This is a genomic window from Flavobacterium sp. (genome assembly GCF_044360715.1).
In the GTDB taxonomy this organism is placed as follows: Bacteria; Bacteroidota; Bacteroidia; order Flavobacteriales; family Flavobacteriaceae; genus Flavobacterium.
The window spans coordinates 61,683-84,903 of the sequence record NZ_JBIKJY010000001.1 but is presented as its reverse complement, the minus strand read 5'-3'; the positions used below and the strand labels follow the sequence as shown (position 1 = coordinate 84,903).

Below are 23,221 nucleotides of genomic sequence, written 5' to 3'. Positions count from 1 at the left end.
TCATGTTTTACCATTGAACAAATATTTGTACCTTAGTAACCGTATTTAAAATCAACAAATGAGCAGAACCTTAGTCATTGGAGACATACACGGCGGATTAAAAGCAGTAATTCAAGTGCTACAAAAAGCAGCAATAAAAGCAGATGATACGTTAATTTTTTTAGGAGATTATGTAGATGGTTGGAGCGAATCGCCAGGCGTTTTAGATTTTTTAATTGCCTTATCGGAACAACAAAAATGTATTTTTATAAAAGGAAATCATGATGAATTGCTTTTGGATTGGTTAGAAAATCGACATGAAAACTTAAAAGAAGAACTATGGTTTAAACATGGAGGCAAAGCTACTGTTGATGCGTATTTAATTGTTTCAAATGAAACGAAACAAAAACACATTGCCTTTTTAAAATCATTACGAAATTATTATTTAGATGCTGAAAACAGGTTGTTCATTCACGCGGGTTTTACAAATATGAATGGCGTTTCACAGGAGTTTTTCCCCAAATTATTATATTGGGATAGAACGCTTTGGGAAGTGGCTTTGTGTTTAGATGAAAATATGGATAAAGATTCGCCTTTATATCCAAAAAGATTAAAAATTTATTCTGAAATATTTATCGGACACACGCCTGTTTCTAAAACTGAAATTGTGCCGCCGCTTTGTAAAAATTCTGTTTGGAATTTAGATACTGGAGCCGCTTTTTATGGGGTATTAACTATAATGGATTGTACTTCTAAAGTGTTTTGGCAAAGTGATGAATTGCGTAAGTTTTATCCAAACGAAATAGGAAGAAATTAATACTTATATTTGCCCATAATTAGGAATAAATAACAGCCATAAAAACAGAAATAATGAGTGTAATTGAAAGAAAATTAAAAGACAGAAGCGAGTCAAAATGTGAAATTAGTGGTGCCGAATTGGATTTAGTGGTGTACACTTTACCACCTTATACAGAAGAAAGTTTAGCTCATTCGGTTTTATTGACCAAGCAATTAAAAGATCAAGTGGAAAACCCAGATATTATGAATCCAAATGATTGGAGAGGCTTATCTGATAGTATGTGGAACGAAAATTTACCTGTTCAAATTTTATCTTGGAGAATGTTAGCACGTTTAAAAAACATCGATACTTTAGAAATGATGTATTTAGACGAAGAAGCATTAGAATGGGCAAAAGCTACAGGCGAAGGCGAAGAAGAAGACGAAAATAAAATTGTTCATAAAGACAGCAACGGTGCCATTTTAAAAGATGGCGATTCAGTGGTGTTAATTAAAGATTTAGATGTTAAAGGCGCTACGTTTACTGCAAAACGAGGCGCAGCAGTACATAATATAAAAGTAGTTTGGGATGATGCTAACTTGATTGAAGGTAGAGTAGAAAACCAACATATTTATATTTTAACACAATACGTGAAGAAAACGAAGTAATTAGTTAATGTATCGTATTAATCCTGACAGGCTTCAAAAACCTGTCAGAATTTTAGAGATATAAAACCCTGCATACACCTTAATTTGCAGGGTTTTTATTTTTAAATATTTTTTTTTGTATTTTTATAAAAAATATTAAACCATTTTTAGATTTAATAGTCTAATAATTAATGTGTTAAGTTTAGGGTATGGAAAAAAAATATTCGAGAAGAAATCTTTTTAAAAAAGTATTCCTTCGAAGAGAAGAAAGTCAAGATCCTCTTTTTGAAAAATATAAAAGAAAAAACTATGGCTTAAGAAGGTACCAATCTATTGACGCAAATGCTGAAACCAATAGAATAGGTAACATCACAAGCGGTTTAACTCCATATGCTGGTGCTTGGAATACGGCTTCGGTTTTACATTTATTACGAAGAACACAATTTGGCTTTAAATTTTCAGACGTTGGCCCTTTTTTACAAGCGGGTTTTAATTCGAGTGTTAATTCACTATTAACAGTCCCAAATACACAACCAAATCCACCAGTTAATTACTATCAGAATATTTTTGCTGATGAGGGAAATATTCCATACGGGAGTAACTGGACACAACACGCCTTTAATTCAACAAGTATTGGAAACACTACAAATATTTACAGGATAAATAGCGTTGCTTCTTGGAATTTGGGTTTGGCATTAAACCAACAACTCAATATAAGAGAGAAAATGACTTGGTTTTGGTATCATTTTATTCCTGTTGATTTTAATACGGTTAGACTTTCTCAAAATACCTACTGTAATACAAATTCAGCAAGAATATCTCACGAATATGTTCAAAATTTTAGGAATAATGGTTTAGGCAATTTTAAAACTTTAATACGAAATGTTGCAACACAACCTGCGATGATGTATTATCTAAATAATCAAGCCAATACCAGTAATGCGCCTGACGAAAATTTTGCTCGAGAAATAATGGAGCTTTTTACGCTTGGAAAAGATCCTTTGAGTCAGTTTACAGAAGCTGATGTGGTGGCAGCAGCAAAGATTCTTACCGGTTGGCGCGTTCAAAATTTAAATGCACATCCAACTACAACAAGCTTTGTTTCAACGCAACACAATACAAGTACAAAACAATTTTCAGCTTTTTTTAATAATACTACTATTGCAAGTAATGGTAGTGCAGAATTAGATGCATTTATTGATATGATTTTTTCAAAATCGCAAGTCGTATCCGAATATATTTGCAGACGATTGTACCGTTATTTTGTTTATTATGATATTGATGCCAATATAGAAGCGAATGTTATTGTGCCTTTAGCGCAACATTTTGTTGCTAATAATTGGGAAATTGCACCAGTTTTAGATAAATTATTTAAAAGTCAGCATTTTTATGATATGGCAAATTATGGGGTGTATATTAAATCACCTTTCGATTTAGTTATTGGTTCGCTTCGTACTTTTAATCTCAATTATAATGTAACTGACCAAACAAATTATTATGCGCAATATTCTGTTTGGAGTGCCATAAGTAGTCGTTATTTACTAACTATGGATCAAACAATGGGAGCCATTCCAAATGTTGCAGGATGGCCAGCCTATTATCAAAATCCAAATTTTCACGAGTATTGGATTAATTCAAATACGGTACAAAAAAGAGCTGCATTTATTGATGCTATTTTTAATGGTTTTAATTTAACATATAATGGGTTAACAACCCGAATTGAAGTAAATGTGATTGCGTGGGTTTCTCAGTTTGCACCCTCAGTAATTTCTGATCCAGACTTATTAGTAAACGAATGTGTAAAATATTTACTTCCTATTGATTTAAGTAGTTCCGTAAAAAACAATTTAAAAGTACAGAATCTATTATCAAATCAAGTAGAAAATTATTACTGGTCTGGTGCATGGAGCAATTATGTTAACAATCCAACAAATGCCGGTTTTACCAGTATCGTAAAAACAAGATTAAAAAGTTTGTTACTTGCTATTACGCAACTTTCAGAATATCAACTAATGTAATTGTTATGAAAAGAAGAAATTTTATAAAAACTACTGCTTTAGCAACAACGCCACTTTTATTTAATGGTATTCCTGTTATGGCATCTTCGGAAGTTGATAGTGTAACATTAGAAAAAATGGCGCTTTCTGCCATAAACTGTGGTAAAATATTAGTTATTATTCAACAAAATGGTGGTAATGATGGGCTAAATACGGTTTTTCCATTGGACAAATGGAGCAATTTAGTTAATGCGCGTGCTAATATATTAATGCCAGAAAGTAGCGTGTTAACTTTAAATAATAACGCTACTACTGGATTACATCCTGCTATGACAGAAATGAAAAATCTGTACAATAATGGAAAAATGATGATTGTGCAGGGGGTATCTTATCCCAATCCAAATTATAGTCATTTCAGAGCAACTGATATTTGGTTTACGGCATCGGGAAGTAATCAAAATTTAAATAGCGGTTGGCTTGGTAGAGCATTAGATATTAAATATCCAAATTACCCAATGGATTATCCTTCGCCTGAAATGCCGCATCCTTTAGCCATACAAATTGGGTCAACGTTGCCTTTTTCATTGCAAGGACCAAATATGAATATGGGTTACAGTGCTCCAGATCCAAATGCGTTACTTAATGTGATTAACGGTATTACAGACCCTTCGCCAAATTCAGATTATGGACACGAACTTACTTTTCTTCGATTAATGAAAGACCAAAGTAATGTGTATAGAAATGTGATTCAAACCGCTTATAATTTTGCATTAAACTCGGGAGTTACTTATCCAACAAGTAACAAATTGGCCGACCAGTTAAAAATTGTAGCCAAACTTATTAATGGAGGATTACAAACTCCAGTTTACATTGTAAATCATCCTAATACGCACGACACACACGAAAATCAGGTAGATAGTACTGATAAAACGCAAGGTTCTCAAGCTATAAATTTGACCTTATTGTCTCAAGCTATTGGTGCGTTTCAACAAGAAATTACCTATATGGGTAAAGATAATGATGTTACCGGAATGACGTTTAGTGAGTTTGGTAGAAGAATTAAAAGTAACGCAAGTAAAGGAACAGACCACGGTTCGGCAGCACCAGTTATTTTCTTTGGTGGCGCACTAAACACCAGCCCTAATGAAGTGGCAAATACGACGCACCCAATTCCTGGAATGATAGGAACTTCTCCTGTTTTACCAACAAATGCTGCGGTAAATGATCAAATTCCAATGCAGTTTGATTACAGACAAATTTATACCACTGTGATGCAAGATTGGTTGTGTATGTCTGAGACTGAAGCCGCAGAAGTTTTGGGAGGTAATTATGTAAAATTACCCATATTTGATGCTACTTTAAGTGATAGTATCAATTTTGAAGATGAAAATAACCAAGGTGTACTATTGTATCCAAACCCATCCAAAGACGGAATTTTAAAGGTTTTGTTTTCAGATACCGTAAATACTAACGTGCAATTTACTGTGTTTTCAGTTAATGGAAGTTTAATTTACAATACTGTAGAATTTATCTTAGAAAATAATAGCACCTTATATTATCAAAATTTATCTTCTGGAATGTACCTATTATCTATTGAATGGAACAGAAAAAAAGTATATAAGAAATTTATTATTGAGTAATTCCTTACCTATAAAACCAAAAAACCCCTGCAAAAATATTGCAGGGGTTTTTCTTTATCTTAAAAAGCGACTAATCACTAATTACTTTTCACTAATCACTTCAATTCTACAAATCAAACTTAATACCTTGCGCTAATGGCAATTGATCCGAATAGTTTACGGTATTGGTTTGTCGTCTCATATACACTTTCCAAGCATCTGAACCCGATTCTCTTCCGCCGCCTGTTTCTTTTTCACCACCAAAAGCACCACCAATTTCTGCACCAGAAGTTCCGATGTTTACATTTGCAATTCCACAGTCGGAACCCGCAAAAGATAAAAATTTCTCAGCTTCTTTTATGCTATTTGTCATAATGGCTGAAGATAAACCTTGTGCCACACCATTTTGTTTTTCGATTGCATTTTCCACTTCGCCTTCGTATTTCATTAGATATAAAATAGGGGCAAACGTTTCGTGTTGTACAATTTCAAAATGATTTTCAGCTTCAATGATGGCTGGTTTTACATAGCATCCAGATTCGTATCCTTCACCTGATAAAACACCACCTTCAACTAATACTTTTCCACCTTCTGCTTTTGCTTTTTCAATTGCTGCTAAATACGTGTTCACCGCATCTGTATCAATAAGCGGTCCTATATGATTTTTTTGATCTAACGGATTCCCAATGGTTAATTGTCCGTAAGCACCCACAATGGCATCTCTTACTTTATCGTATACACTTTCGTGAATGATTAATCGTCTTGTAGAAGTACATCTTTGTCCAGCTGTTCCAACCGCTCCAAAAACGGCTCCAGGAACTACTACTTTTAAATCGGCAGTTGGTGTGATAATAATGGCGTTGTTTCCGCCTAATTCCAATAAAGATTTTCCAAAACGTTGTGCCACAGTAGTGCCAACAATTCTTCCCATTCTGGTAGAACCTGTAGCAGAAATTAATGGAATTCTTACGTCTGTAGTCATCATTTCGCCTACTTTGTAATCGCCGTTAATGATACAAGAAATTCCTTCTGGTAACTGATTTTCATTTAAAATATCTGCAATAATATTCTGACAAGCGATAGAACATAAAGGTGCTTTTTCCGAAGCTTTCCACACACAAACGTCACCACAAATCCAAGCTAATGCCGTATTCCAAGCCCAAACGGCTACTGGAAAGTTAAAAGCAGAAATAATTCCTACTACTCCAATGGAATGCCATTGTTCTCTCATTACGTGCCCAGGACGTTCAGACGGAATGGTTTGTCCGTTCAATTGTCTGGATAAACCTACTGCGAAATCGCAAATGTCAATCATTTCTTGTACTTCACCATATCCTTCTTGTAACGATTTCCCCATTTCATAGGAAACTAATTTTCCAAGAGGTTCTTTTAATTCTCTTAATTTATTTCCAAATTGTCTAACAATTTCACCACGTTGCGGTGCTGGCATAGCTCGAAACGATTTGAATGCAGCTGTAGCACTTTGCATTACTTTTTCGTAATCAGCAGCTGTGGTTGTTTTAACTTTTCCAATTAATTGACCATCTACTGGCGAATAACTTTCAATGATTTCTCCAGATGAAAAACTGTTAGAACCCGTTGAGGTTCCTTCATTAATTTCTTTTATTCCAAGTGCTTTTAAAGCTTCAGGCATTCCAAATTGTGAGGCTATTGTTGACATTTTTAACTTTTTTAAATGATTTTGTTATTTTTATACAAAGGTAATAAATTGATTTTAACTTTTAGATTATAGATTATAGAGAATAGAATATAGATGTGGTTATTTTACAAATTTTGGATTGCTTTCCATAACCGTTCCACATTTTTTACACGTTCTTTTTTCATCTGAAGCATAAAAATCACTAAAATGTATAAGGAAATCATTTTCAATATTGTTCAACTCAAAATATACTTCGTGAAGTTTGTGATTGCAAGAATCGCAAAACCAAAGCAATCCGTCTTTTACATCTAAATGATTTCGTTTTTTTTCAATTACTAAACCAATAGAATTTTCTGTTCTGCTTGGCGAATGCGGTACTTTAGCAGGTAATAAAAACATATCTCCAGCGGAAAGATGCATCGCTTTTTTTTCTCCGTTTTCTTGAATATACACAGTAATATCGCCTTCTAACTGATAAAATAATTCTTCAGTTTCGTTATAATGATAGTCTTTTCTGGCATTAGGTCCTGCTACAATCATAACAATATAATCGCCAGAATCTATATATAAATTTTTATTTGCAACTGGCGGAACAAGAAGATGTCTGTTTTCTTCTATCCACTTATTCAAGTTGAAAGGTTTTGCAATTGACATAAAAAGAATTTTAAAAGGTAAAGTTACAAAATAAAAAAAGGCACTTTTAATGTACCTTCAATTATTTTTTATTTTTTGGCTTCTTTTATCAAGTAAATATAGGATGGAAAATGATCTGAATATCCAGGTCCAATCGAAGTATTTCGTAAAGCATATCCTTTATATTGACCCGTTTGTTGAATCATAAAAGGTGCATTGTACACCCCAGCTTTCCAATATCTCCAAGAAGAATAATCTTTTCTCAATAAAGGCTCAGAAATGATAATCTGATCGAAAAAATCCCAAGAATCTCTAAAAGCTAAGGTTCCAATTCCTTTATTCATTAATTTTTCGGCAGGATTGTAAAGTCCTAACGGTTGCACTTCTTTTTCATCTCCTTTTGCGCCTAAAACTTGTTTCACACTTTTATTAAAAGGGCCGTCATTCAAATCGCCCATTGTGAAGATTTTCGCATTTGGATTAATAACTTGTAACGAATCGATAATTTTTTTATTCAATGCTGCTGCAGCTTCACGTAGCGGACTACTTCTTTTTTCACCACCTCTGCGCGAAGGCCAATGGTTTACTATAAAATGCATTTCTTCACCGTCTAATAATCCTGTCATTAATATTTGATCTCGAGTGTAAATTCTTTTGGTTTTTATGTCTACCACATTATCATCGGTATCTTCTACTTTTTCTTTGTCTTTTGCTTTTTTATCGGTTTCATCTTCTGTAACGATTAAGGCATAATTTTTATAACTCGTAGGTTGAAAATGTCCTTTTTGATATAAAAATCCGGTATCAATTCCACGTCTATCTGGCGAATCAAAATGAATAACCGAATAGCCTTTAGCAGCTAAAAGTGGTTGCTTACATAGGTCTTCTAATACTTGTCTGTTTTCAATTTCGGCTACGCCTAAAATCACTGGAGAATTCTTTTGCTCGGCGCTTGTTCCAAGTTGAGAAATTACTCGTTCTAATTTTTGAAGTTTATCTTTATAATTTTCAGGCGTATAAATAAAATCTTCATCATTTATATTTGGGTCATTAATGGTATCAAATAAGTTTTCTAAATTGTAAAAAGCAATTGTATTAACCAGGTAGGTCTTTTTTCCTTGAGAAAAACTTGCAGAAACACATAATAGTATCGCTAAAGCACTGTAAATTGATTTGATGTTCATATTTAAGGTTAAGTTATAATTATATAAAGTGTAAAATTTGAAACAAAGGTAAATAATTTAATTTATTGTTTTATCTTTGTTAGCTTTTTAGTTTGTTACTAAATTGCTTGTAAGGTATTAATTTAAAATTAAGTATGAAAAAACTTGTATTAAGTCTTTTGTTTTTGTTTCAGGCTGTTTTTGTAATGGCTCAAAACCAATCAACTGTAAAAGGAAAGGTAGTTGATTCAAAATCGCAAAGCCCTTTGGGTAGCGTGAAAGTAATGATTCAATCTAATGAACAATTTGTAACGACCAATAGTTTTGGAGAATTTCAAATTAGTGGTATTTCAGTAGGCAACCAAATTTTAGTAATTTCCGTAGAAGGATATAACACCCAAAATTTTGCCATTGAAGTGGTGGCAAATCAAACCTTAGATGTTGGTTTATTGTTTTTGGACGAAGACATTACATTAGAGCAGCAATTAAGTTTAGTAACCATTACTGAAAACGACTTAGGTGATGACAACAGTGGTTCTGAAAGTACTGCAGGTTTATTACAATCTTCAAGAGATGCTTATCAGCAAGCCGCAGCATTTAACTGGGGTTTAGCTAGATTTCGAATGAGAGGTTTAGATAATGAATATGGAGTAACTATGATTAATGGTATTTCAATGAATAAAATCTATGATGGAAGACCACAATGGAGCAACTGGGGCGGATTAAATGACGCCACAAGAATCCAAGAATTTACATTAGGTTCTGCACCATCAGATTATACTTTTGGAGGTATTTTAGGAACGCAAGAAATTAATACAAGAGCTTCTTTATACAGAAAAGGAACAAGAATTTCTATGGCAGGAACCAATACGAATTATTCTTGGCGTTCTATGGTTACTCATAATTCAGGTTTAATGGATAATGGTTGGGCATATAGTATTTCTGGTTCAAGAAGATGGGCGCAAGAAGCATATTTTGAAGGAACAGATTACGGAGCTAATTCCTTTTTTGCAAGTGTAGAAAAAAGAATTAATAAGAAACACAGTTTAAATTTTACAGCAATTTATGCTCAAAATACAAGAGGAAAATCGTCTCCAAATACTGCTGAGGTTAATAATTTAATGGGAATTAAATATAATTCATTTTGGGGATGGCAAGACGGTAAAAAACGAAATTCTAGAGATAAAGATGTCGAAGAACCAATTTTGATGTTAAGTCATTATTGGAAGATTTCAGATAAAACTACATTAAATACTAATGTTGCTTATCAAACGGGTTCTATAGGAAATAGTAGATTAGATTTTCAAACAGCAAATAATCCCGATCCAACCTACTATAAAAACTTACCGAGTTATTTTTCTAATTTAGGTGATACAGCAGGTGCAGTAGCAGCACAAGGTTATTTTACAAATAATAGTCAAATTAATTGGAATAATATGTATTACGCGAACTTAAATAGTAGTGTTACTCCAGGAAAAAGTTTATATGCGTTGTATGAAGACAGAACAGATGACAAACAGATTACAGCTAACTCCATTTTATTTTCAGATTTATCGGATAACGTAAAATTAAATGCTGGTGCGAGTTTTAAAAAATTAAAATCTCATAATTTCCAGAATATGTTGGATTTATTAGGAGGACAATTTTTTGAAGATATTGACCCATTCTTTTCAGGTGATATGGGACAGTCGAATCTTAATAATCCGAACCGACAAATTAAAGTAGGTGACGAATACGGATACAATTATAATTTAAATGCTATTGTTGCAGATGCATTTACGCAATTTAAATTTACCTATAAAAAAGTAGATTTCTACTTGGCACAATCTTTCTCAAGAACGCAATATCAAAGAGAAGGTTTATACAGAAACGGAATTTATGCCAACACGTCTTTTGGAAAAGGATCAAAACAAATTTTTGAAAATTTTGGATTCAAAGGTGGATTAACATATAAAATTACAGGGCAACATTTATTAGATTTCAATGGGGTGTATATGACAAAAGCACCAAATATGAGAAATACTTTTGCCAATGCTCGTGTTAATAATAACATTACTCCAGAATTAAACAGCGAAACAATTGCAAGTGCAGATGCTTCTTATGTAGTAAGAACGCCTAAGTTTAAAGCACGTGTAACAGGATTTGCTTCAAGAGTACAAAATGCAACAGAAATTTCATTCTTTTATGCTGAAGGTATTGGAGAAGATGTAGATGGAAACGATCAAGATTCGTTTATTTCTGAACTTTTAACAGGAATTGAAAAGAGAAATTTTGGTGCTGAAATTGGTTTAGAATATCAATTTACTTCTACAATTAAAGGTACGGTTGCCGCATCATATGGTCAATATCTATATGGAAACAATCCAAACTTAAAAATTAATGACGATGCACAAGCAACTTTAACCAATACACAACCAGTTGTAGATTTTGGAAAAGCGTATTTAAAAAATTACAGATTACCAGGTATGCCACAAACAGCAGCTTCTTTAGGGTTAGAATATAGAGATCCAAATTTCTGGTGGGTTGGTGCAAATATTAATTACTTAGCTGATTCGTATTTAGACATTTCAAATATAACAAGAACAGATAATTTTAGTATAGACGGAGCTACTGGAGATAATTATTCGGGAGCTAATGAAGAAACAGTTAGAAAAGCATTAAAACAAGAAAAATTTGCTAACTTTAATTTATTAAATCTTACGGGTGGTAAATCTTGGAGAATTGATACTACTACAATTGGTTTCTTCGCTTCAATTAATAATGCGCTAAATACAACCTATAAAACGGGTGGTTTTGAACAGTCTAGAAAAGCAACTTTCCCAGATCTACAAGCTGATAATGCCAATGGTACACCAGCTTTCGGTCCTAAATATTTTTATGGATTCGGAAGAACTTATTTTATTAACTTATACGTTAACTTCTAAATAAATTGAAAATGAAAAATATATTTTTAAAAATTACGTTTGCAATTATTACTGCTGTATCTTTTGTAAGTTGTGATGTAGCTGAAACAGATATTCCGACAGTTTTTAAATACGCATTCAATGAAGGTTTTTCAACTTCTACAACAGGAAGTGGTGCTGTTGAAGTGCCAATTACTTTAACAGGATGGGTAAATCATAATGCGACTTCAACTCGTTTATGGCACGCAAGAGTTTTCACGGGTGATAATTATGCTGAATTTTCTTCGTTCTATTCTGCGGCAGGAACTAACGATGTGGCATGGTTAATTACTCCAGCTATCGATTTAACTAGTACTACTGGTGAAATTCTTTCTTTTACTACGAAAACAAGATTTTCAAATGGATATCCAATGACCGCTTTTATTTCAACAAATTATGATGGTAGTACTGCTGGGATTTCAACAGCTACATGGACACCTTTAACTTTTGCAACTCCAAGCGCTAATGATGTTGTAGTTAGTAGCGGAAATATTGATATTAGTGCATATAATAGTAATAATGTAAGAATTGCTTTTAAATATACAGGAAGCAAAACAGGAGGCGTTACTACAACATGCCAATTAGATAATGTTAAGATCACTAAAAATTAAGAGTTATGAAAAAAATACACATATTATTAGCAACATTACTATTTTCAACACTTTTTAGTTGTATTAATAGTGATAATTATGACGTACCAAATTTATCTGGTGAGTGTAGTGATTTAACTGCAACTATAACGGTGCCGGCTTTAATAGCTACCTCTACAACAACATATCAAAAATATGTTCCAAATGACATTATTGAAGCATTTGTAACTTCAAGTGATGAAGGAGGGAATTTTTATAAATCAATATCATTAGTATCTGTTGATGGCACTAGAGGGTTTAGTATGCCAATAGACGCTTACAATTTATTCAATAAGTATGAGCCAGGTAGAAAAGTATATGTAAATTTAAAAGACAGATATTTTGTAACAGAAAATGGCGCTATGGTTTTAGGTTCTTTATACAATAATGGAACACCTGCTATTTTAACGGATGATGAAGTAGGAAGAATTTCTGGTGTTGAATATGAAGGAATTATTAAACGTGGTTGTACAAAAGTAAATGAAAATACTTTGGTAAATAATTTAACTATTTTGGCTACATTAAATAATGCTAATTTAAATAAACTTATCGAATTGGATAATGTGCAATTTACTGATGCATCAATTGGGAAAAAATATTTTGATGCCACTTTAAATAATTTAGGTGGTGCTACAAATCATGAAATTTTAGATCAATTTGGAAATAAAATTATTGTAAGAATTTCTGAATTTGCAAACTTTTCATCAAAACCAGTTTCAAATAAAAGCGGAAAAATACGTGGTGTATTAACCAAATTTGGGAGTACTTTCCAATTTATGGTTCGTACGGAAAATGATATTAAGTTAACGAATCCTAGATTAGTAATTGATTTAGCGCCGCCAATTGTTGGTACATCATTAACGTATGACGCTACTTTAAACGAACCTTTTACATCATACACCACTACAAATCAGCAAATTTTTCCAAAATATATCAATGATGCTGCAATTGGAACTAGATATTGGCAAGTGAAAACGTTTGGTGGAAATAAATACATTCAAATGAGCTCTTTTGGAGGAACAGCAGAAGCTAATAGAAGTTTGTTTTTTGTACCTATTAATCTTACGAGTGCCTCAACAGTTTCATTTAAAACCAAAGCAGGTTTTGCAAACGGAACTTGTTTAAAAGTATATTATACTACAAATTATGTAGCGGGTTCAGATGTTACATCAGCGACATTAACAAATATTACGTCAAGTTTTACGATAGATGCTGGTTTGTCTTCAGGATACCCTACAAATTTTACCGATAGTGGAAATTGGGCAATACCTAGCGCATTAACTGGAAATGGCTTTTTAGTTTTTGAATATATTGGAAATGGTAGTGGTGGTGTAACTACTACAATGCAAATTGATGATATTGTTATAAACTAATTTATATAATACAAATAAAAAATGCCTTCTTAATTTTAAGAAGGCATTTTTGTTTAAACCTGATAGGTTTTCGAAACCTGTCAGGTTTAATAACTTATTAATGTGCTTCCAACCAGTTTTTACCACTACCAATTTCCACTTCTAACGGAACAATCATTTTAAAGGCATTTTCCATTTCGTGTTTTATCATCGGTTGAATTTTTTCTAATTCGCTGTTATGCACATCAAAAACTAATTCATCGTGAACTTGCAATAACATTTTCGATTGCCAATTTTCCGATTTTAGTTTTTTATGAATGTTAATCATTGCGATTTTAATAATATCTGCAGCTGAACCTTGAATCGGAGCGTTTACGGCGTTTCTTTCTGCACCACCACGAACTATTGCGTTTGCAGAATTTATATCTTTTAAATAACGTCTTCTGCCCGAAATGGTTTCTACATAACCATTTTCTCTTGCAAAATCTACTTGTTCAGAAATAAATGATTTTAATTTCGGATAGGTTTTGTAATACGCATCAATCAACTCGGCACTTTCTTTACGTGATAAATTGGTTTGATTGCTCAATCCGAAAGCTGAAACACCATACACAATTCCAAAGTTGACGGTTTTGGCGTGACTTCTTTGCTCTTTTGTTACTTCTTCTAAAGGAATATTAAAGACTTTAGCCGCTGTACTTTTATGAATGTCTTCGTTGTTTTTAAACGCAGCAATCATATTTTCTTCACCACATAAAGCCGCTATAATTCGCAATTCAATTTGAGAATAATCGGCAGAAACTAAGGTGTAATTTTCATCTCTGGCAATAAATGCTTTTCTAATTTGTCTTCCTCTTTCGGTACGAATAGGGATATTCTGTAAATTCGGATTATTAGAGCTCAAACGACCTGTCGCGGCAACGGTTTGCATGTAATCGGTATGAACACGACCTGTTTTTGAATCCACTTGATTCGGTAATGCATCAATATAAGTACTTTGTAATTTTACCATTTGACGCCATTCTAAAATGTCTTTTACAATCGGATTGTCGTGGGCTAAATAACTTAATATTTCTTCACCCGTGGCATATTGACCCGTTTTTGTTTTCTTCTGTTTTGCTCCGCCAATTTTCATTTTTTCAAATAAAACATCACCTAATTGTTTAGGAGACGCTAAATTAAAGGTTTCACCAGCGGTTTCATATATACTTTGTTCTAAAGCTTTACTTTCAGCCGTCATTTCAACGGACATTTTATTCAAAAAATCGACATCCAAATTAATACCTTCTTTTTCCATATCGGCTAAAACAGGAACTAACGGAATTTCAATTTCATCATATAATTTTTTAGTACCCACTTTTTCTAAAATAGGTAAAAAATGATTTTTAAGTTGAATCGTTACATCGGCATCTTCTACAGCGTATTCTTTAATTTCATCTAAAGGAATATCGCGCATATTGCCCTGATTTTTCCCTTTCTTCCCAATTAATTCTGTAATAGATTTTGGTGAATATTTTAAATACGTTTCACTCAATACATCCATATTATGACGCATATCTGGATTAATCAAATAATGCGCAATCATCGTATCGAATAAATTTCCTTTGACTTCAATTCCGTATTGAGAAAGAATTTTTAAATCGTATTTAATATTTTGACCAACTTTTTCGATGTTTTCATTTTCGAAAAACGGCTTGAATTTTTCAATTAAAACCTGAGCTTCTTCTCTGTTTTCTGGAAATGGCACATAAAATCCTTTTCCTTTTTCCCAAGAAAATGCCAAACCTACTAATTCGGAATTTAACGCATCTAAACCAGTCGTTTCCGTATCAAAACATACCGAAGTTTGATTCAATACATTCTGAATGAACATTCTTGTTGGTAAATCACCTTGTACGTTTTGATAGAAATGTTCCGTATTTTCTAAAGTTGCATAATACGATGAGTGTGTTTCTGTAGCATCTTCACTATCTGAAAAACCAAATAAATCATATTGTTCATCTGTAGTTTTTTTAACCGGTGCTTTCTTTAAAAAGGGAATCTCAGAATTTGTTACTTCAGTATTCGCCGTCGGATTGTACAATTTATCGAATTGCGCTTTCATTTGTCGGAATTCTAATTCCATAAATAACGCATCTGTTTTTTCTACATCTGGCGAAGATAATTCGTAATCTTTTTCGTTAAAAGTTACAGGACAATCTAATAAAATAGTAGCTAATTTTTTAGATAAGATTCCTTGTGCTTTGTTGGCTTCAATTTTGTCTTTTAAAGCGCCTTTTAATTTATCTGTATTCTCTAAAAGATTCTCCATTGAACCGAATTCGGCCAATAATTTCTTTGCTGTTTTTTCTCCAACACCTGGTAATCCTGGAATATTATCTACGGCATCGCCCATCATTCCCAAATAATCTATTACTTGCAATGGATGTTCTATTTCAAATTTCGCTTGTACCTCTGGAATTCCCCAAATTTCAATGTCATTTCCCATTCTGGCAGGACGATACATAAAAATATTTTCGGAAACCAATTGGGCAAAATCCTTATCTGGCGTAACCATAAAAACTTTGTAATTTTCTTTTTCGGCTTGTTTGGCAATCGTTCCGATGAGATCATCTGCCTCAAAACCAGCAACTTCTATAATTGGAATATGCATAGCACGCAATAAATCTTGAATATAAGGCACCGCAATTTTTATAGCTTCTGGCGTAGCATCTCGGTTGGCTTTATATTGTTCGAACATTTCCAAACGAAACGTACTGCCGCCTTTATCAAAAGCAACCGCTAAATGATCTGGTTTCTCACGTTTAATGACATCCATTAAGGCATTCATAAATCCCATAATGGCAGAAGTATCCATACCTTTTGAGTTAATTCTTGGGTTTTTTATAAAGGCATAATACCCGCGAAAAATTAATGCATAAGCGTCTAAAAGAAATAAGCGTTTTTGTGACATAAATGGTCTTTTTATCTATTCGTTTGTAAAAATACAATACTTTAAATAAAAAATCTTTGTTAAATTTCAATAAATATTTATGTTAATTGTGAACTTGTTAGTTAATTTGTAAAAAATAAAAAAATATGAAAGGTTTACTACCGCTTCTAATATTATTAATTGTCGAATTTTATTCATTTCAAGCAATTAAAACGATTACCAAAAACAAATGGGTTTTATTAATTTATTTAGTGATTTCAATCGTTTTAATGCTTTTTATCGTCTATTCATTTATGAATTTCGATAGAGGGAAAGGTCAAAATAAATCAAGTTTGCTTGTTATTGGGATGACATTACTTATTTATGTTCCTAAAATATTACTTTTCTTAATTTTATTTATTGAGGATGTTTCACGCTTGGTGGAAGCTTCTATTATGAGTTTTGTTGATGAAAACAGAGAACAATTTTTTAGTCCAAGAAGACGTTTTGTGAGTCAGATTGCTTTAGGAATTGCGACAATTCCTTTTGCTTCTTTACTTTACGGAATGACTATTGGAAAATATAATTTTAAAGTACTGCGACAACAAATCTTTTTCGACGATTTACCTGAAGAATTTGACGGGATGACAATTACTCAAATTTCAGATATTCATAGCGGTAGTTTTGATGAAGATACCGATAAAATTAAATACGCTGTAGATTTAATTAATCAACAAAATTCCGATTTATTATTGTTCACAGGTGATATCGTAAATACACACGCCAAAGAAATGGATCCGTGGATTGATACGTTTAAAGGATTGTATCAACCTAAATTTGGTAAATTTTCCATTTTAGGAAACCACGATTATGGGAAGTATTTCGATTGGGATTCAGAAAAAGAAGAAATTCAAAATTTTGAAGATGTAAAAAACATTCATAAAAAATTAGATTTTACTTTGTTAATGAATGAAAATGTAAAGTTGAAAAAAGGTTCTTCTGAAATTGTGTTGGTTGGTGTAGAAAATTGGGGTGTACATTTTGGTAAAAAAGGCGATTTAAAAAAGGCAACATCAGATGTTAAACCAGAAGATTTTAAAATAGTAATGAGTCACGATCCAAGTCATTGGGAAAATGAAATAAAAAATCACGATACTCATTATCATTTAACCTTGTCAGGTCATACGCACGGATTGCAATTTGGAATTGAAATTCCGGGTTGGTTCAAATGGAGTCCTGTACAGTATGTATATAAACAATGGGCAGGATTGTATGAAAATGCCGGAAGATATATTTATGTAAATCGGGGTTTTGGCTTTCACGCGTATCCAGGTAGAGTAGGAATTATGCCCGAAATTACCGTAATTGAGTTAAAAAAATCCAAAAAAGAGGCGTAATTGCTTAAAAAATGTGGTTTTTTGTTTGATATATTAAAAAAATATATACATTTGTTTAATAAACAATTCGGTCTATGTCGAAATTTGGAGAACTTATAGATGCACAAGTGCCAGTATTAATTGATTTTTTTACGGAATGGCACGAACAATCTATTACTATGAATGAAACAATTCGTCACGTTGCAGCTGCTTTAGGCGACAAAGCAAAAGTGATTAAAATTGATGTAGATAAAAATAAAGAATTAGCGGAAGCACTTCGTATTAAAGGTCTACCAACTTTTATGATTTACAAAGATGGTCAAATGGTTTGGAGACAAAGCGGTGAATTTGATGCCAATACTTTAATTTCTCTTATTCAAGAACAAGCTTAGGCGATTTTTTCAAATTTAAATCCTTTACTTTTTAATGTTTCAATGGTTTTTTCTAAGCTATTGAGAATATTTTCTTTTGCCTTATTGCTATCGTGAAATACAATAATACTTCCAGAAGAAACATTTTTTAATACATTTTCATAACATTTTTCTACAGAAATACTTGCATCATAATCTTTGCTCAATACGTCCCACATAATTATTTTGTAACCTAATTTTCTCAGTTTGAAGGATTGCCAAGGTGTGATTTTTCCATAAGGAGGTCTGAAAATTTGTGAATTTTGAATGGTAAATTGTGAATTTAGTTTCATTCTACAAGCTTCTGTGTTGTTAATGTATGTTTTTGTAGGAGTTCTCCATCCTTTTAAATGACTATAGGTATGATTTCCTACAGAATGCTGTTTAGAAAGAATTTTCTGTACGATTTCTGGATGTTTTCTTACGTTGTCACCAATGCAAAAAAAGGTGGCTTTGATTTGATGTTTGTCTAAAATTTCTAAAACCCTTTCTGTGATTTCTGGAGTAGGACCATCATCAAAAGTTAAATAAATAGTATTTTCAGAATTTGGAATATCCCAAACCTGATTGAAAAATAACAGCTTTATTATTTTAGGAACTTTTATCATAAAAAAAGCCATTCAAACGAATGGCTTGTGTATTTGTTTATTCAATTTCTCTTTTATAATCGCCCATCATATTATTGAAGTTGTTGAATTTCACGCGTTGTAAATTGTAAAACTCTATATCTCCATTTTCCTGAGCTAATAACAATAGCGAACGATAAATTTCAATTTCTCTATAAATTTCCATTCGATAAAAGGCTTTCTGTTTTTCTGATTGCGAATGAAAGAAAGTTATTTTTTCTTGATATTTTTTAATCAGTTGATTTAAGATTTTTCTTGCTTCTTCTTTTTTACCAATTTTATAATATCCTTCAGCAAATGGTTCTACAGTAGTATAATATTCAAAGTAATCAATTGGCATATTTTTCATAGCTATTTGAATTACTTTTTCGGCTTTATCAAATTTCTTTTCTTCAATTAATGCGGTCATTAAACGAGAAAGATTGTTTCTGTAAGATAATGCATTTTTGCGCGTTTCTGGGTCGTGATAAATTTTATCGCTTCCAGCGTTACCCCAAGTCCATTGGTTGATGATTTTGAAGGTTTTTTCAGTATCAATATAACCCATATCGTAAGAATTTCCTTCTTTTAGTTTGGTTCTTACAGGGACTAATTTATATACCATACCATCTAACTGAAGGTATTCTTTCATCCAAATATAGTCGTCTGCCCCAAAACTTCCTGGAGAGAAATAGATAGGTCGTTTCCAGTTGTTGGCATTAAAAATATCTAACATTAAAATTCTGTTTTTATAAATTGCACCGCCTTTTAATTTTAAATTAATTTGTGGCACAATAGAATCGTAATATTTTTTATCTACAACTTTATTTTTGATTATGTTTTGCTTGTCAATTTTAACTTTTAAATGTTCGCTCGGATAAAAATGTACAAATTGACCATTTTTCATTTCTCTTTTAGAACGATCGTCTTTTAAGAAATCTAAAGTTAAACCTAAATCTAACGTGTCAGTTGTTCTTTCGTCAAATAAACAGTAATTTCTTTTATCGCCCACATATTGATTGTGAGTAAAAGAAATAGGTAAAGCTTCTGATTTATTTGATTTGATTTTCATCTCATCAATATACCAATCGGTTGCTAACAAACTTGTGTTTACAATTCTAACATCTGTTCTGTATCCTTCAATTTCTTGCAAATACCACATTGGAAAGGTGTCATTGTCGCCAATTGTAAACAATATAGCATTGGGTTCGCAAGAATCTAAATAGGCTTTTGCCATCGCTACAGCGGTGTATTTTCCACTTCTATTATGGTCATCCCAGTTTTCTGATGCCAATAGTACTGGTGAAGCTAATAAAGTAGTGGCCAATACGGCTGGAAGCGCTACTTTAGGCGACACATATTTTAAAATATATTGATAAATGGCATAAATTCCAACGCCAATCCACATTGCGAAAATATAAAACGAACCTACTAAAGCATAATCTCTTTCTCTTGGTTCGAAAGGTCTTTCGTTTAAGTAGATTTTCAAAACTAAACCAGTGAATAAAAACAAGAGTAGTAAAACATAAAACGATTTCCATTCTTTTTGTGCATGATAAACCATTCCGATAACGGCTAAAATAAAAGGTAAAAAGAAATATGTATTTCTACCTTTATTGTTTTTCATATCGGTAGTTAATTCACTTTGGTTGTCTAAATGTATATTATCAATAAAGCTGATTCCGCTTAACCAATTTCCTTCTAAACTTTCATAATTTCCTTGTAAATCATTTTGTCTTCCAACGAAATTCCACATTAAATATCGGAAATACATATAGCCAAATTGGTACTCAAACATAAATTTCATATTGTCTGAAAACGATGGTTTTTCAATAGTTAAATAATCGCCATAGGTTTTAAGAAATTCTTCGTATTCGTCTAATCCAAGTTTGTTAGATGCAAATTGACTTCTAAAATCAGAAACAATTTCGGTAAATTGTCCTAATTTATCTTCATCCGTTTCTCCAGTTTCTTCATCATAAAAGGCTTCATGGTTTACACTAAATTCTAATGGCTTTGTAAAAGTCATGTAGTTTTTGGCGTGTTCCTCACTCCAAAGTCTTGGTAAAAACGCATTGTGTTTAGAGTTTGGATTGTGTTTTCCATTTATATAATTATTGGTAATAATATATTTTCCTGTTTTTTCGTCTCTTTCGTAATTTGGTTTATCATCAGAATACGGATTCTCTTCATCAGCCCCAGCATAAGTATTAGAATACTGAGGCCCATAAAATAACTTAGTTTCCCCGTATTGTTCTCTATTGTAATACGCTAAAACTTCAGCAGCATCACTTGGTTTGTTCTCGTTAATGTTAATATTTGAATTGGCTCTTACGGGAAGCATTATCCATGTTGAAAATCCAATTAAAATAAATAGTATACTTAATAATAGTGTATTAAACTTTACTAATTCTTTTTTCTTAGTATATGTTAAACCAAAATAAAAACCAGCTACAATTAGTAAAAAGGCAATAATAGTTCCAGAATTAAAAGGCAATCCCATGGAGTTTACAGCAAAAATTTCTGTTTTTGCAAAAAACGATAACGTATAAGGCAGTAAGAATTTAAAGATAAACATCAATATAGCTAATATCACTACATTGGCAATAATAAAGTTCTTAACTGTAATGTTTTTTTGGGTTTTGAAAAAATATAACATTCCAATTGATGGTAAAGCTAATAAGGCCAAGAAGTGAACCCCAAAGGAAAGCCCAATAACCAATGAAATTAAGATAACCCATTTATTTCCTCTTTCTGTTTCCAGTTCTTCTTCCCATTTTAGACCCAACCAAAATAATAAAGCAATAAATAATGAAGCCATTGAATATACTTCAGCTTCTACTGCATTAAACCAAAAACTATCTGTAAATGTATAGGATAAGGCAGCAATTAATGATGCGCCAAGTGTAAGTTTTGAAGTTTCATTATTCCATTCAGAGGTAGCGATAACAATTTTTCGTATAATTTTAGATGCCGACCAAAACATAAATAAAATAGTAAAAGCACTTGAAAATACCGATACCATATTTACCATTAATGCAATCTGACTATTATCTGTGGCAAACATAGCAAAAAACGCACCTATCATTTGATATAATGGCGCCCCTGGCGGATGCCCCACTTCAAGTTTAGCTGCGGTGGCAATATATTCACCACAATCCCAAAAACTCATTGTTGGTTCTACGGTTAGAGTGTAGGTAACTAATGCAACTATAAAAGCAAACCAACCTATGTAGGTGTTCCATTTGCTGTAGTTAAATGAAATCATATATTTACTAAATTAATTTAGATTACAAAGAAACCATTTATTGAAGAGATTACCAATTAATTTTTTCTTAAAAATTATTTAAAAATTATTTGCAGAGAATAAAATATATATTACATTTGCACTCGCAATTACAAAATAATTGGTTCATGGTGTAATGGTAACACTACTGTTTTTGGTGCAGTCATTCAAGGTTCGAGTCCTTGTGAACCAACAGAAAATCCCACTTGGAAAAGCGGGATTTTTTATTTGTATTACTTTTAAATCACTTATATTTTAAAAGCAATAACAGGTCTTTTAGCGTGGTTTACTAAGTCTTCAGAAATACTTCCATTTAAAAAGTGAGAGATTCCTTTTCTTCCGTGCGTACAAACGGCAATAACATCAGAATTTGAATCTTTTGCAAAATGTAAAATCCCTTTTTCTACGTTAATGTCATTATAAATGTGAGTAGAATAATCAGAAAAGTGAAATTCTTCAATAAAGTTTCTAACTTTTTCTTCTGCAGCTCTTGTTGTGTTAAAATTATTTGGTGTAATTACATAAAGTAAATTAATATGAGCTCCGAAATAGTTCGCAAAATCAACTACTTTTTCAAAAGGTTTTTTAATTTCATCCGAAAAATTAGAAGCAAATGTAAGTGTGTCAACTTTAAAATCCGCATCTTCTTTTTTAATCACTAATACTGGAATTTCTGAATTTCTTACCACTTTTTCGGCATTTGAACCCACAAACATTTCGTGGAAACCACTTGCCCCATGAGAGCCCATTACTACTAAATCAGCCTGATGTTTTTTTCCATTTTCAATAATTCCTTCAAAAGCCATATTAAACTGTACAATACTCGAAACTTTAATATCATCTAAAAAACTTATGTTTTCTAATTCTTCTAATTTGGCTACGGCTGCATTTTTAAAAAACATTAATTCAGGAATTTCATGAGAGGTATTCAGTGCATCATTTCCTGAAGTTGATAATTCCAACATGTGCAATAATATTATTTCGCCATTGTTTTTTTTGGCAATTTGTGCCGCTACTCGTAAAGCATTTTCGGCATGTTTTGAAAAATCGGTAGGTACTAAAATTGTTTTCATATGTGTAAATTTAATTATTGTTTAATTATATTATAAAGTTACGGATTTAATATGGATTTGATTCGCTTTTTTGGAAAAATGAAATATTTGGACATTTAAAAAAAAATGTTGTATATTTGCGAAGTTATTTAGTAAACAACCAAATAATGAGGCACGCATTG

Annotated in this window: 16 protein-coding genes and 1 tRNA gene; 10 read left to right on the top strand and 7 right to left on the bottom strand. The window is 32.2% G+C overall.

Annotated features, from left to right (window positions below):
• The first annotated feature begins 58 nt into the window (after window positions 1-58).
• From ACIQ16_RS00325 to ACIQ16_RS00310, 4 genes are all read left to right on the top strand, one after another.
• The gene (locus tag ACIQ16_RS00325) at window positions 59-796 is read left to right on the top strand and encodes a metallophosphoesterase family protein (RefSeq protein WP_396148024.1); all 738 of its coding nucleotides are present in this window, start codon (window positions 59-61) and stop codon (window positions 794-796) included.
• Window positions 797-849: 53 nt separating this feature from the next.
• The gene (locus ACIQ16_RS00320; protein WP_396148023.1) at window positions 850-1,425 is read left to right on the top strand and encodes a PhnA domain-containing protein; all 576 of its coding nucleotides are present in this window, start codon (window positions 850-852) and stop codon (window positions 1,423-1,425) included.
• A gap of 188 nt (window positions 1,426-1,613) precedes the next feature.
• Window positions 1,614-3,422: a DUF1800 family protein gene (locus ACIQ16_RS00315; RefSeq protein ID WP_396148022.1), complete on the top strand. Its 1,809-nt coding sequence runs from the start codon at window positions 1,614-1,616 to the stop codon at window positions 3,420-3,422.
• Window positions 3,423-3,427: 5 nt separating this feature from the next.
• The gene (locus tag ACIQ16_RS00310) at window positions 3,428-5,041 is read left to right on the top strand and encodes a DUF1501 domain-containing protein (protein ID WP_396148021.1); all 1,614 of its coding nucleotides are present in this window, start codon (window positions 3,428-3,430) and stop codon (window positions 5,039-5,041) included.
• A gap of 106 nt (window positions 5,042-5,147) precedes the next feature.
• Here ACIQ16_RS00310 and ACIQ16_RS00305 read toward each other — a convergent pair whose 3' ends face one another.
• From ACIQ16_RS00305 to ACIQ16_RS00295, 3 genes are all read right to left on the bottom strand, one after another.
• Window positions 5,148-6,701, bottom strand: coding sequence for an aldehyde dehydrogenase family protein (locus ACIQ16_RS00305; protein WP_396148020.1), 1,554 nt, complete (start codon window positions 6,699-6,701; stop codon window positions 5,148-5,150).
• A 99-nt stretch (window positions 6,702-6,800) separates the two neighbouring features.
• Entirely contained in the window at window positions 6,801-7,334 is a 534-nt protein-coding gene (locus ACIQ16_RS00300; RefSeq protein WP_396148019.1) for a 3-hydroxyanthranilate 3,4-dioxygenase, read from the bottom strand.
• Window positions 7,335-7,402: 68 nt separating this feature from the next.
• A complete protein-coding gene (locus tag ACIQ16_RS00295) occupies window positions 7,403-8,497 on the bottom strand; it encodes an endonuclease/exonuclease/phosphatase family protein (RefSeq protein ID WP_396148018.1) in 1,095 nt (364 codons plus the stop codon).
• Between the two features lie 134 nt (window positions 8,498-8,631).
• Between ACIQ16_RS00295 and ACIQ16_RS00290 the strand changes: the two genes are divergently transcribed.
• The 3 genes from ACIQ16_RS00290 to ACIQ16_RS00280 are packed head-to-tail and all read left to right on the top strand — an operon-like array spanning window position 8,632 to window position 13,420.
• A complete protein-coding gene (locus tag ACIQ16_RS00290) occupies window positions 8,632-11,400 on the top strand; it encodes a carboxypeptidase-like regulatory domain-containing protein (protein WP_396148017.1) in 2,769 nt (922 codons plus the stop codon).
• Between the two features lie 11 nt (window positions 11,401-11,411).
• Window positions 11,412-12,029, top strand: coding sequence for a choice-of-anchor J domain-containing protein (locus tag ACIQ16_RS00285; protein ID WP_396148016.1), 618 nt, complete (start codon window positions 11,412-11,414; stop codon window positions 12,027-12,029).
• A gap of 5 nt (window positions 12,030-12,034) precedes the next feature.
• Window positions 12,035-13,420 carry a DUF5689 domain-containing protein gene (locus ACIQ16_RS00280; protein ID WP_396148015.1) on the top strand — a complete coding sequence of 462 codons (1,386 nt, stop codon included), beginning with the start codon at window positions 12,035-12,037 and terminating at the stop codon, window positions 13,418-13,420.
• A 97-nt stretch (window positions 13,421-13,517) separates the two neighbouring features.
• On the opposite strand, the gene polA is transcribed toward ACIQ16_RS00280, so the two are convergent.
• On the bottom strand, window positions 13,518-16,352 hold the full coding sequence (gene polA, locus ACIQ16_RS00275) for a DNA polymerase I (RefSeq protein WP_396148014.1): 2,835 nt from the start codon (window positions 16,350-16,352) through the stop codon (window positions 13,518-13,520).
• Window positions 16,353-16,477: 125 nt separating this feature from the next.
• On the opposite strand from polA, the gene ACIQ16_RS00270 reads away from it, so the two are divergent.
• Together ACIQ16_RS00270 and ACIQ16_RS00265 are read left to right on the top strand one after the other, a co-directional pair.
• The gene (locus tag ACIQ16_RS00270; protein WP_396148013.1) at window positions 16,478-17,707 is read left to right on the top strand and encodes a metallophosphoesterase; all 1,230 of its coding nucleotides are present in this window, start codon (window positions 16,478-16,480) and stop codon (window positions 17,705-17,707) included.
• Window positions 17,708-17,781: 74 nt separating this feature from the next.
• Entirely contained in the window at window positions 17,782-18,078 is a 297-nt protein-coding gene (locus ACIQ16_RS00265) for a co-chaperone YbbN (RefSeq protein ID WP_091312869.1), read from the top strand.
• On the opposite strand, the gene ACIQ16_RS00260 is transcribed toward ACIQ16_RS00265, so the two are convergent.
• Window positions 18,075-18,704, bottom strand: a complete 630-nt coding sequence (locus ACIQ16_RS00260) for a polysaccharide deacetylase family protein (RefSeq protein WP_396148012.1) — start codon at window positions 18,702-18,704, stop codon at window positions 18,075-18,077. The genes ACIQ16_RS00265 and ACIQ16_RS00260 overlap by 4 nt on opposite strands.
• 37 nt (window positions 18,705-18,741) lie before the next feature.
• Complete coding sequence (locus ACIQ16_RS00255; protein WP_396148011.1) at window positions 18,742-21,969, bottom strand: protein O-mannosyl-transferase family; 3,228 nt, start codon at window positions 21,967-21,969, stop codon at window positions 18,742-18,744.
• 140 nt (window positions 21,970-22,109) lie between these two features.
• Here ACIQ16_RS00255 and ACIQ16_RS00250 point away from each other — a divergent pair.
• Window positions 22,110-22,180 (top strand) — tRNA-Gln (locus ACIQ16_RS00250).
• A 55-nt stretch (window positions 22,181-22,235) separates the two neighbouring features.
• Here the strand turns inward: ACIQ16_RS00250 and ACIQ16_RS00245 are convergent.
• Window positions 22,236-23,060 (bottom strand): universal stress protein, encoded by an 825-nt coding sequence (locus tag ACIQ16_RS00245; protein ID WP_396148010.1) that lies wholly within the window; start codon window positions 23,058-23,060, stop codon window positions 22,236-22,238.
• Window positions 23,061-23,221 lie beyond the last annotated feature (161 nt).

Excerpts from the sequence above, each read along its gene's own strand:
- ACIQ16_RS00295 (WP_396148018.1), bottom strand. The coding sequence starts at position 8,497 with ATGAACATCAAATCAATTTACAGTGCTTTAGCGATACTATTATGTGTT.
- ACIQ16_RS00325 (WP_396148024.1), top strand. The coding sequence starts at position 59 with ATGAGCAGAACCTTAGTCATTGGAGACATACACGGCGGATTAAAAGCA.
- polA (WP_396148014.1), bottom strand. The coding sequence starts at position 16,352 with ATGTCACAAAAACGCTTATTTCTTTTAGACGCTTATGCATTAATTTTT.
- ACIQ16_RS00280 (WP_396148015.1), top strand. The coding sequence starts at position 12,035 with ATGAAAAAAATACACATATTATTAGCAACATTACTATTTTCAACACTT.
- ACIQ16_RS00285 (WP_396148016.1), top strand. The coding sequence starts at position 11,412 with ATGAAAAATATATTTTTAAAAATTACGTTTGCAATTATTACTGCTGTA.
- ACIQ16_RS00265 (WP_091312869.1), top strand. The coding sequence starts at position 17,782 with ATGTCGAAATTTGGAGAACTTATAGATGCACAAGTGCCAGTATTAATT.
- ACIQ16_RS00310 (WP_396148021.1), top strand. The coding sequence starts at position 3,428 with ATGAAAAGAAGAAATTTTATAAAAACTACTGCTTTAGCAACAACGCCA.
- ACIQ16_RS00245 (WP_396148010.1), bottom strand. The coding sequence starts at position 23,060 with ATGAAAACAATTTTAGTACCTACCGATTTTTCAAAACATGCCGAAAAT.
- ACIQ16_RS00270 (WP_396148013.1), top strand. The coding sequence starts at position 16,478 with ATGAAAGGTTTACTACCGCTTCTAATATTATTAATTGTCGAATTTTAT.
- ACIQ16_RS00305 (WP_396148020.1), bottom strand. The coding sequence starts at position 6,701 with ATGTCAACAATAGCCTCACAATTTGGAATGCCTGAAGCTTTAAAAGCA.
- ACIQ16_RS00255 (WP_396148011.1), bottom strand. The coding sequence starts at position 21,969 with ATGATTTCATTTAACTACAGCAAATGGAACACCTACATAGGTTGGTTT.
- ACIQ16_RS00320 (WP_396148023.1), top strand. The coding sequence starts at position 850 with ATGAGTGTAATTGAAAGAAAATTAAAAGACAGAAGCGAGTCAAAATGT.
- ACIQ16_RS00290 (WP_396148017.1), top strand. The coding sequence starts at position 8,632 with ATGAAAAAACTTGTATTAAGTCTTTTGTTTTTGTTTCAGGCTGTTTTT.
- ACIQ16_RS00260 (WP_396148012.1), bottom strand. The coding sequence starts at position 18,704 with ATGATAAAAGTTCCTAAAATAATAAAGCTGTTATTTTTCAATCAGGTT.
- ACIQ16_RS00300 (WP_396148019.1), bottom strand. The coding sequence starts at position 7,334 with ATGTCAATTGCAAAACCTTTCAACTTGAATAAGTGGATAGAAGAAAAC.
- ACIQ16_RS00315 (WP_396148022.1), top strand. The coding sequence starts at position 1,614 with ATGGAAAAAAAATATTCGAGAAGAAATCTTTTTAAAAAAGTATTCCTT.